This is a genomic window from Tissierella sp., from assembly GCF_031460495.1.
Classification (GTDB): domain Bacteria; phylum Bacillota; class Clostridia; order Tissierellales; family Tissierellaceae; genus JAVKTS01.
The window spans coordinates 493,529-504,272 of the sequence record NZ_JAVKTS010000002.1 but is presented as its reverse complement, the minus strand read 5'-3'; the positions used below and the strand labels follow the sequence as shown (position 1 = coordinate 504,272).

The window sequence follows — 10,744 nt, the reverse complement described above, 5'->3', positions numbered from 1 at the left end:
TAATTAATTTGACAAAAATAAGTTTTTTCTGGCAAAGAGTGGGTTAACCCACTCTTGATTTTTTATAATGAATAGGAAAGTTCTACTTTTAAATTTACATCTAATTGGGGGTGAATCAATTTGAATAAAAAACAAATTATTGAAGCAATAAAAAAGATAAGTGAGCCTATAGTAGAAGAATTAGGATATGAATTAGTAGATATAGAGTTTTTGAAAGAAGGTTCCAGCTATTTTCTTAGAGTGTACTTAGATAAACCTGGAGGAATAACTTTAGATGATTGTCAACTAATGAGTCAAACATTAAGCGATAAATTAGATGAAAAAGATCCTATCTCTGTGGCCTACTATTTAGAAGTTTCATCTCCTGGACTAGATCGACCTCTTAAAATCGATAAAGATTTAAGGAGAAATATAGGAAAAGAAGTTGAAATTAAATTATATGAATCTTTAGATGGTAAAAAGATATTAGAAGGTATTTTAGAAAGTTATAATGAAGACGATATTTTAATAAAAACTGAATATGATGAGGCTATGAACATATCTAGGAAATCTATAGCAGTAATAAAATTAGCAGTAAAATTTTAAGGGAGGTTACTAAATGAATGGAGATTTTATAGATGCTCTTCATGAGATAGAGAAGGAGAAGGGTATTTCTAAAGATGTTATATTTGATGCTCTAGAATCTGCACTTATCTCTAGTTACAAAAAGAATTTCGGGGCATCACAAAATGTTGAAATTGTAATGGATAGAGAAACAGGAAAAGTGAAAGTAGTTGTACTTAAAGAAGTAACAGAAATAGTTGAGAATGAGTATTTAGAAATAGCTCTAGATGATGCAAAAAATATTGATTCAAAATATGAAATTGGTGATATATTAAAGTTAGAAATTACACCTAGAGATTTCGGAAGAATAGCTGCTCAAACTGCAAAACAAGTTGTTATTCAAAGGATTCGTGATGCAGAACGAGATGTAATATATGATGAGTTTATTAGTAGAGAAAATGAAATAATAACAGGACTAGTACAAAGAGTGAGTAAAAATCATGTATATATTGACCTTGGGAAAACAGAAGGAGTCTTACCACCTGCAGAGCAAATAGAAGGGGAAGAATATAACCAAGGTGATAGATTGAAATTAATTATTCTTGAGGTTAAAAAAACTACTAAAGGACCTCAAATTGTACTGTCTAGATCTCATCCTGGTCTTGTAAAGAGGCTATTTGAATTAGAAGTTCCTGAAATTAATGAAGGAATAGTAGAGATATACTCTATATCAAGAGAAGCAGGCTCTAGAACAAAAATTGCAGTATTTTCAAAAGATCCTAATGTTGATCCACTTGGAGCTTGTGTTGGATTCAAGGGCAGTAGAGTAAAGGTTATAGTCAATGAACTAATGGATGAAAAAATTGATATTGTAATATGGAGTAAAAATATAAGTGAATTCATAGCAAATAGTTTAAGCCCTTCAAAGGTAATTGACGTGATTGTAAACGAAAAGGAAAAGTCTGCAATTGTAATAGTCCCAGATTACCAACTATCTTTGGCCATAGGTAAAGAAGGTCAAAATGCCAGATTAGCTGCTAAACTTACAAATTGGAGAATAGACATTAAATCTGAAACACAGTTTAAACAAGAAAATTAGTCAAGAGGTGATTATTTGAAAACAAAAAAGATTCCTCTGAGAAAATGCATTGCTTGTGGAGAAGGGAAACCCAAAAAAGAGCTAATAAGAGTTGTTAGAAATAACGAAAATGAAGTATCAATAGATATGGCAGGTAAAACAAATGGAAGAGGAGCTTATTTATGTATTGATATTAATTGTGTTAAATTAGCACAAAAATCCAAGAAATTATCTAGAACTCTTGAAGTAGAAATTCCTAGTGATATATATGAAAAATTGGAAAAAGCTATTGAAATGAAATTGGATGTATAAGAAATATCACCTTCAAAGATTAAAGGGGGGTATATAATGAAGAAGATGAGAGTATATGAATTAGCCAAGGAAATAGGAGTTAGTAGCAAGGAACTAATTGAAAAGATTGCTACAATCGGTATATCTGTAACTAGTCATATGGGTACATTAGAAATTGATCAGATCCAAAAAATCAAGTCATTACTAGTTAATGAAAAAACTGAAAAAAATTTATCTCAAAGCAATTTAAAAATTCATGATAAAAAAGTTAAAAATGAAAAGAATACTGAATATAAGGAAGAAAGTAAAGAAGAAATAACTGTGGTTGAAGAAAAACCCAAAAATAAAAAGGTTAGAAACAAAAAAAATAAAAGCAAAAATTCTAGTTCAAATAAAGCGAAGAATATAGCTAGCACAGAAGGGAATGAGATTGTTATAGAAATTGAAAATAATATAATTGTAAAAGATTTAGCAGATAAAATTAATGTTAGTCCATCACAAGTAATTGCAAAATTAATAGGATTAGGTGTTATGGTTAATCAAAACCAAGCTATCGACTCGGATATAGCAATAATAGTAGCCGAAGAGTTTGGAATTGAACTTACTGTAAATGAAAAAACAGAAAACATTAATGAAGATGTATTAGAAGATGCTTTTGATCTAAACTATGAAGATGATATAAAAGATTTAAAGCCAAGACCACCAATTGTAACAGTAATGGGTCATGTAGATCATGGTAAAACCTCTCTATTAGATGCAATAAAAGAAACTCATGTAACTAAGTCTGAAGCAGGTGGAATCACTCAACATATTGGTGCTTATGCTGTAAATATTAACAATAAGAAAATATCTTTCTTAGATACACCTGGTCATGAAGCATTTACATCTATGCGAGCAAGAGGGGCACAAGTAACTGATATTGCCATATTAGTAGTTGCAGCTGATGATGGAGTCATGCCTCAAACAATAGAAGCTATAAATCATGCAAGAGCAGCAAAAGTTCCTATTATTGTAGCTATCAATAAAATGGATAAACCTGAGGCAAACATTGATAGAATTAAGCAAGAATTAGTGGAAAATGCTTTAATTCCTGAGGATTGGGGAGGGGATACGATTACAGTACCTGTATCTGCAAAAAATCGTGAAGGTATTGAAGAATTATTAGAAATGATACTACTTGTTGCTGAAATGTCAGAGTTAAAAGCTAATCCTAATAGAAATGCAATTGGTACTATAGTTGAAGCTCAACTTGATAAGGGTAAAGGTCCTTTAGCTACTGTACTTGTTCAAAAAGGAACATTACAAGTAGGTGATTTAGTAGTTTCTGGAGCTGCAAGCGGTAGAGTAAGAGCAATGTTTGATGATAAAGGTAAAAGAGTTAAGAAAGCGGGTCCATCTATCCCAGTTGTTATCCTTGGGTTATCAGAAGTACCTAATGCAGGTGATTTGTTATATGTAGTTGATGATGAAAAAACAGCTAGAGCTCTTTCGGAAGGACATAGAGATGTTGAAAGAGCAGAGAATATGAAATCAGATCCAAAAGTGTCCTTGGATGACTTGTTTGAAAGAATTAAATTAGGTGAAATTAAAGATTTAAATATTATTATTAAAGCTGATGTTAGAGGTTCTTTAGAGGCTCTAAGGCAATCACTTGATAAACTTGATACTGAAGAAGTTAAAACTAATATCATACATGGTGGTGTTGGTGGAATTACTGAATCTGATATAATTCTTGCATCAGCTTCTAATGCAATAGTTGTAGGCTTTAATGTCAGACCTAATTTGAATGCTATTGAGGTAGCTAAAAGAGAGAAGGTTGATGTTAGAACTTATAGAGTAATATATGAGGCTATAGAAGATATACAGTCTGCAATTAAGGGAATGCATGCTCCAAAAATTGTTGAAGAGATAATTGGAAGGGCAGAAGTTAGAGCCACCTTTAGACTTCCAAATGGAAATGCAATAGCAGGTATTTATGTTTTGAATGGTAAGATTGCAAGAAATGCTAAAGTTAAATTACTTAGAAACGACATTGTTATTTTTGAAGGTGGAGTTTCTTCATTAAAGAGATTTAAAGATGACGCTAAAGAAGTATTAACTGGATTTGAAGCAGGTTTGGGTTTGGAGAATTATAATGATGTAAAAGAAGGAGATTTACTAGAGGCTTTTGTCCTAAAAGAAGTAGAAAGATAGAGGTGACTAAATGAATAATAAAAGACTGAATCGAATTTCTGAAGAAGTAAAAAGGGTAGTTTCAGAATTGATATATAATGGTCTTAAGGATCCAAGAGTTAATTCTATGACTACAGTCACAAACGTTGAAGTAACAAGAGATTTAAGATTTGCAAATATTTATATTTCTGTTTTTGGAAATAAAGAAGATAAGGATAATACTATTATAGGTTTAGAAAGTGCCAAGGGATTTATTAGAAAGGAAATAGGCAGTAGGATTGACTTAAGATATGCTCCGGAACCAATTTTTTATCTAGATGAATCTATAGAACAAGGGATTTACATGACAAAATTAATTGAAAACTTAAATCAAAATAATAGTGACCAAAAGGAAGAAAGAAATGACTAATATTATTGAAAATCAAATTGACTTGGCAATAGAAAAAATTTTGAATAGCAAAAATATTTTTATTGCTTCCCATGTCCAACCTGATGGTGATAATATTGGTTCTATTCTAGCGCTAGCCATTGCTTTAAGAAGTATTAATGAGAAAGTGTATATTTTAAAAACTGATGATATACCTTTAGATTATTTATTTTTACCTTATGTTAATACTATAGAAGAATTTAATGACAAGGATGAAGTTGATCTATTTATTGCATTAGATGCAAGTGATGAAAACAGACTAGGTAAAAATGCTTCTCTAATTAATAAGGCAAAAACTACTATCAACATAGACCATCATATTAGTAATAACAATTTTGGTGATATTAACATTGTAGATAGTATTGCATCTGCTACAGGTGAATTAGTATATAGAATAATTAAAAAAATGAATATACTTATTGATAAGGATATAGCAACATGTTTATATACTGCAATTAGTTCAGATACGGGCAGTTTTATGTATGATAATACAACTTCTGAAACCCATGTGATCATTTCTGAGCTAATAAAGGTAGGTATAGACAAAAGTAGTATTAATATTAATCTTTATCAAAATAGAAGTATTGAAAGAACTATGTTGTTTATCAAGGCTGTTGAAACATTAAAATTATATTTTGATAACAAAGTTGCTATAGTAAAAGTGACCCAAAACATGCTTAAAGATGCAGGTACACAAATGAATGATACTGAAGGTATAGTTTCTTTTATGAGAGAAATTGCACCTGTAGAAATTGCTATTCTGCTTAAAGAATTTAATAGTGAAGAAATAAAAATCAGTATGAGAAGTAAAAGATTTGTGGATGTTGCTGAAATTTGTGCTAGTTTTGGTGGTGGTGGACACATAAGAGCAGCTGGTGCTACTATTAACTCATCAATAGATAATGCAGAGGAATTAATATTAAATGAAATCAAGAAAGTAATATAGGTGGCTTTATGAATGGTGTAATTAATTTTTATAAACCAAAAGGCATGACTTCCCATGATGCAGTTAATTTACTAAGAAAAGCTCTGAAAACTAAAAAAATCGGGCATACTGGAACACTAGATCCAAATGCATCTGGGGTATTGCCTCTATGTGTAGGCAAGGGTACAAGAATTGCAGAATATCTTCTTGATATAGATAAAGAATATATAGGTGAATTAACCCTTGGCCTTCGAACAGATACTCAAGACCAAGATGGTAAAATAATAGCTTCATCAGAAAAAAAGGTAAGTCAAAATGAAATAATTGCTGTAATGTCAAAATACACTGGCGAAATCAGCCAAATTCCGCCAATGTATTCTGCCTTAAAACATAAAGGTAGAAAATTATATGAACTTGCTCGTGAAGGAATAGAAATTGAAAGAAAACCTAGAAATATAAAAATATACGAGAATAATATATTATATATAGATGATAATAGGAAAATACTTTTTTACACTCGATGCTCTAGAGGAACTTACATTAGAACGCTATGTGATGATATAGGTATTGAACTTGGCACCTATGGATATATGTCATATCTACTAAGAGTTGGAGTTGGACCATTTAAAATTGAAAACTCCTATAGTATTGATTATATTAAGTCATTAAATATAGAAGAAATATCAAAAATCATAACTCCAATGGATAAAGCTCTAGACCATTTTGATAATATTGTTATTGAAAAAGAGCTGTATCCGAAACTGATAAATGGAGTTACTTTACCAATAGATCCAGAAAAAGAGTATATAGTTAATAAATTATATAAGGTTTATTGTAATGATACTTTTATAGGATTAGGAAGACCAATAAATAGTAATTCAGATATAATTTTAAAAATGGACAAAGTATTAATTATATAGGATGGTATGAATGGAAATAATTGAGCTATTAAATTATAACGAAAAAAGATTTGAAACAGCAATAGCACTTGGAAACTTTGATGGAATTCATCTAGGACATCAAGAATTAATAAAAATTGTTGTGGCAAAATCCAAAGAGCTTGGTATAAAATCTTCTCTATTATTATTTAAAGAACATACAAAAGCTATAATAGACAACAGCAAACCATATATGATTACAAATAACTATCAAAAATATAGAATTGCTAAAGAGTTAGGCGTAGATATTGTATACCTTATAGATTTTAATAGTGAATTAATGAATTTATCTCCAGAAGAATTTGTTAAGGATATTATAAAAGATAAAATGAATGGTAAGCTTGTTATTGTGGGATTTGACTATAGATTCGGTCATAAAGCGTCTGGAGATACTAATTATTTATTGGAGCTAAGTGAAAAACACAAATTTGATCTTATCATAGTTGATCCTGTATTTAATAATGAAGAAGTTGTCAGTAGTACTACCATAAGAGAAATGATTTCTTTAGGTAAGATGTATGATGTATCAAAATTGTTAGGTAGACCATATTGCATCATTGGAACCGTTATACATGGTAAAAATAGAGGAAATAAACTAGGTTTTCCAACTGCAAATATTAAGCCCGTGGATAATTATATAATACCTAAAAATGGAGTATATTTTACAAATACAATAATAGATAATAAAAGGTATATTTCAGCTACTAATATTGGATTGAATCCAACGTTTAATGAAAATATATTAAAAATTGAAACTTATATTTTAGATTTTAATGGAGATTTATATGACAAATCATTAGAAATAGAGTTTATTGATTTTATGAGAGATGATATTAAGTTTGCAAATAAAGAAGCTTTGATTGAGCAAATGGAAGAAGATATCAAATTAATTAAAAATAGACATTAATATTTACATTTTATATTTATTATGATACTATTATAGTATATTAAAAAATTTCCTTTAGCAATGTCTATCGTATCCTCGGCGTTTTACATAGCTATTGGAGTATTTAAAAATTTGGAGGTGTATTAATATGTTAACTAAAGAAATTAAGGACCAAATAATTAATGATTACAAATTGCATGAAGGTGATACTGGTTCACCTGAAGTTCAAATTGCAATCTTAACTTACAGAATCAATTTACTAAATGAGCATTTAAAGGCTCATAAAAAAGATCACCATTCAAGAAGAGGTTTACTTAAGATGGTAGGTCAGAGAAGAAATCTTCTAAGATATCTACAAAACAATGATATTGAGAGATATCGTTCTTTAATTGAAAAATTAGGCATCAGAGGTTAATAAGAGCGGGATATTCCCGCTCTATTGATTTATAATGAATAGGATATATTTCTTTAATATTTTATAAGAGCTTTTCTTATAATAGATATTTCTAAGTAATAGGGATATAATAAAAATATTATTTAATAAGGAGGTATTGCATGGAAAAGAAATTTCAATTTAAATTAGCAGGAAGAGACCTACATGTTTCTATAGGTAAGGTTGCTGAACAGGCTGGGGGAGCTTGTTTGGTGCAATACGGGGATACAGTCGTCCTAGCAAATGCCACTGCTTCTAAACAGCCTAGAGATGGTATAGACTTTTTTCCACTTAGTGTTGACTATGAAGAAAAGCTATACTCAGTTGGTAAGATACCAGGTGGTTTTATTAAAAGAGAAGGTAGACCAAGTGAAAAAGCGATTCTTTCATCAAGGTTAATAGACAGACCCATTAGACCTTTATTTCCAGAAGGATATAGGAACGATGTACAAGTTATAACTACAGTATTATCAGTAGATCAAGATCATTCACCAGAAATTGTAGCTATGATTGGATCTTCAATTGCCTTATCTGTTTCAGATATTCCTTTTAATGGACCAACTGGATCAGTACTTGTAGGTTTAATTGATGGAAAATTCATAATAAATCCAACAAGTGTAGAAAGAGAAAAGTCTGATATTCATTTAGTTGTATCAGGTACAAAAGATGCTATTATGATGGTTGAAGCAGGAGCTAATGAAGTAAGTGAAGAAACTATGCTTAATGGTATTCTAGCAGGACATTCTGAAATTGCAAAGATATGTGACTTTATTGAAAGTATCAAGCAAGAAGTAGGAAAGAAAAAGAAAGAATATACTATATCTAAACCTAGTGAAGAAATTCAAGAAAAGTTAATCGCTTATGGAAGAGAAAAAATGGTTAGTGCAATAAGTACTTTTGATAAGCAAGAAAGATTAGAAAACATAGACAATGTTAGTAAAGAATTAAAGGAAGTATTTTTAATAGACTATCCTGAGTTTGAAAAAGATATAGCAGAAATTATTGAGAATATGTTGAGGGATGAAGTAAGAAGACTTATTCTAGAAGAGGGAATGAGACCTGATAGTAGAAAATTAGATGAAATTCGTCCAATTTCTTCTGAAGTAGGTTTATTGCCAAGAACTCATGGTTCTGGATTGTTTACAAGAGGACAGACTCAAGTTTTAACTATTGCTACCTTAGGTGCAATAAGTGATGCCCAGATAATTGATGGACTTGGAGAAGAAGAATCCAAGAGATATATGCATCATTATAATTTTCCACCATATTCAGTTGGAGATACTAGACCTGTTAGAGGGCCAGGTAGAAGAGAAATAGGTCATGGTGCTTTGGCAGAAAGAGCATTGGAACCAGTTATACCTTCAGAAGAGGACTTCCCATATACTATAAGACTAGTTTCAGAAGTTCTTAGTTCAAACGGATCTTCTTCACAAGCTAGTGTATGTGGTAGTACTTTAGCTTTGCTTGATGCAGGTGTACCAATTAAAGCACCAGTAGCTGGTATCGCAATGGGATTGATAAAAGAGAATAATAGAGTATCAATATTATCAGACATACAAGGTATGGAAGATCATTTAGGAGATATGGACTTTAAAGTAGCAGGCACCAAGGACGGGATTACTGCTATCCAAATGGATATTAAAATATCTGGAATAGACAAACCTATTCTAGAAGAAGCTTTAGAAAAAGCAAGGATTGGACGACTTCATATACTTGGCAAAATGAATGAAACTATTTCAAGTCCAAGAGAAGATCTGTCAGCTTATGCTCCAAAAATATATACTATGCAAATTAATCCTGATAAAATAAGAGACATCATTGGGCCAGGCGGAAAAATCATCAATAAGATAATAGATGAAACTGGAGTTAAGATTGACATAAATGATGATGGAAAGATTTTTATCGGTTCTGTTTCTTCAGAAGGTGGAGAAAGAGCTATGGAATTAATTAATAACATAGTTAAGGAGATAGAAGTTGGGGAAATATATCTTGGAAAAGTTACTAGAATAACTAATTTTGGTGCTTTTGTTGATGTACTGAATGGTAAAGAAGGGCTAGTTCATATATCCAATATTGCTAGAGAAAGAGTCAATAAAGTTGAAGATGTTTTAGCTATAGGAGATGAAATATTAGTAAAAGTTATGGAAATAGATAATCAAGGCAGGGTAAACCTGTCAAGGAAAGTACTATTGCCAGAAGAACCTAAAACTATAGAGTAAATAATTAATGCATGAACCAAAAAGGTTCATGTTTTTATTTTAGTATAATTTAGTATATTTTATTATTCCCTTGAATATACATTATATATAATATCTTGGGGGTAATTAAATGAGACTAATAATTATAAACAAAAAGACTTTGTTCACTATTTCAATTATTTTATTTATATCATTATTGCTGATACTAGCAACATATATTTACAACAACAAAACAGAAGAAATTTTTAATCCAGATGTATACTATAAGGGTAATATAGATGAAAAGACAATTGCATTTGCATGTAATGTAGACTGGGGAAATGATTATATTCCACCAATGTTAGAGATTTTTAAAGATAATGATATTAAGATTACATATTTTGTAACTGGAAAATGGGCTGAAAAAAATGAAGAACTATTAAAAATGATTTATAATGAAAAACATGAGATTGGAAATCATGGGTATAATCATGCAGATTATGACAAATTAACTTATGAAAAAAACAGAGAAGAGATACTAAAAACACATGATGTAATTAAATCAATTTTAAATATAGATTCTAAATATTTTGCTCCTCCTTCAGGAGCCTTTAGTGAAAATACAATAAAAGCATGTAGTGAATTAGACTACAATCTTATATTATGGAGCATTGATACAATAGATTGGAGAAAGGATAGTTATAAAGACATTATTGTGAGAAGAGTTACAGAAAAGGCTCATAATGCAGCTATTGTTTTAATGCATCCTACAGAAGAAACTATAAAAGCTCTTCCAGAAATTATAAATTATCTATATGAAAATGGTTATAAAATTGGTACAATAAGTGATGTAATGAAAAAATAATAAGTAGTA

At 30.2% G+C, this 10,744-nt stretch carries 11 protein-coding genes; all 11 read left to right on the top strand.

The window, feature by feature from the left end:
* Nucleotides 1-120 precede the first annotated feature (120 nt).
* The 11 genes from rimP to RIN63_RS06390 all read left to right on the top strand — a co-directional run bounded on the left by rimP (nt 121) and on the right by RIN63_RS06390 (nt 10,735).
* On the top strand, nt 121-585 hold the full coding sequence (gene rimP, locus RIN63_RS06440; RefSeq protein WP_310443882.1) for a ribosome maturation factor RimP: 465 nt from the start codon (nt 121-123) through the stop codon (nt 583-585).
* A 13-nt stretch (nt 586-598) separates the two neighbouring features.
* The gene (gene nusA / locus RIN63_RS06435) at nt 599-1,642 is read left to right on the top strand and encodes a transcription termination factor NusA (RefSeq protein WP_310443881.1); all 1,044 of its coding nucleotides are present in this window, start codon (nt 599-601) and stop codon (nt 1,640-1,642) included.
* Nucleotides 1,643-1,657: 15 nt separating this feature from the next.
* Nucleotides 1,658-1,933 (top strand): RNase P modulator RnpM, encoded by a 276-nt coding sequence (rnpM, locus tag RIN63_RS06430; RefSeq protein ID WP_310443880.1) that lies wholly within the window; start codon nt 1,658-1,660, stop codon nt 1,931-1,933.
* Nucleotides 1,934-1,969: 36 nt separating this feature from the next.
* Nucleotides 1,970-4,105: a translation initiation factor IF-2 gene (gene infB, locus RIN63_RS06425; RefSeq protein ID WP_310443879.1), complete on the top strand. Its 2,136-nt coding sequence runs from the start codon at nt 1,970-1,972 to the stop codon at nt 4,103-4,105.
* A gap of 10 nt (nt 4,106-4,115) precedes the next feature.
* Nucleotides 4,116-4,493 (top strand): 30S ribosome-binding factor RbfA, encoded by a 378-nt coding sequence (gene rbfA / locus RIN63_RS06420; RefSeq protein ID WP_310443878.1) that lies wholly within the window; start codon nt 4,116-4,118, stop codon nt 4,491-4,493.
* Entirely contained in the window at nt 4,486-5,457 is a 972-nt protein-coding gene (locus RIN63_RS06415) for a bifunctional oligoribonuclease/PAP phosphatase NrnA (RefSeq protein WP_310443877.1), read from the top strand. The genes rbfA and RIN63_RS06415 overlap by 8 nt, the downstream gene beginning before the upstream one ends.
* An 8-nt stretch (nt 5,458-5,465) precedes the next feature.
* Nucleotides 5,466-6,356: a tRNA pseudouridine(55) synthase TruB gene (gene truB / locus RIN63_RS06410; protein WP_310443876.1), complete on the top strand. Its 891-nt coding sequence runs from the start codon at nt 5,466-5,468 to the stop codon at nt 6,354-6,356.
* 10 nt (nt 6,357-6,366) lie between these two features.
* Nucleotides 6,367-7,281, top strand: a complete 915-nt coding sequence (locus RIN63_RS06405; protein WP_310443875.1) for a bifunctional riboflavin kinase/FAD synthetase — start codon at nt 6,367-6,369, stop codon at nt 7,279-7,281.
* A 127-nt stretch (nt 7,282-7,408) separates the two neighbouring features.
* Nucleotides 7,409-7,675: a 30S ribosomal protein S15 gene (gene rpsO, locus RIN63_RS06400; RefSeq protein WP_310443874.1), complete on the top strand. Its 267-nt coding sequence runs from the start codon at nt 7,409-7,411 to the stop codon at nt 7,673-7,675.
* A 140-nt stretch (nt 7,676-7,815) separates the two neighbouring features.
* Nucleotides 7,816-9,912 carry a polyribonucleotide nucleotidyltransferase gene (locus tag RIN63_RS06395; protein ID WP_310443873.1) on the top strand — a complete coding sequence of 699 codons (2,097 nt, stop codon included), beginning with the start codon at nt 7,816-7,818 and terminating at the stop codon, nt 9,910-9,912.
* Between the two features lie 109 nt (nt 9,913-10,021).
* A complete protein-coding gene (locus RIN63_RS06390) occupies nt 10,022-10,735 on the top strand; it encodes a polysaccharide deacetylase family protein (protein ID WP_310443872.1) in 714 nt (237 codons plus the stop codon).
* Nucleotides 10,736-10,744 lie beyond the last annotated feature (9 nt).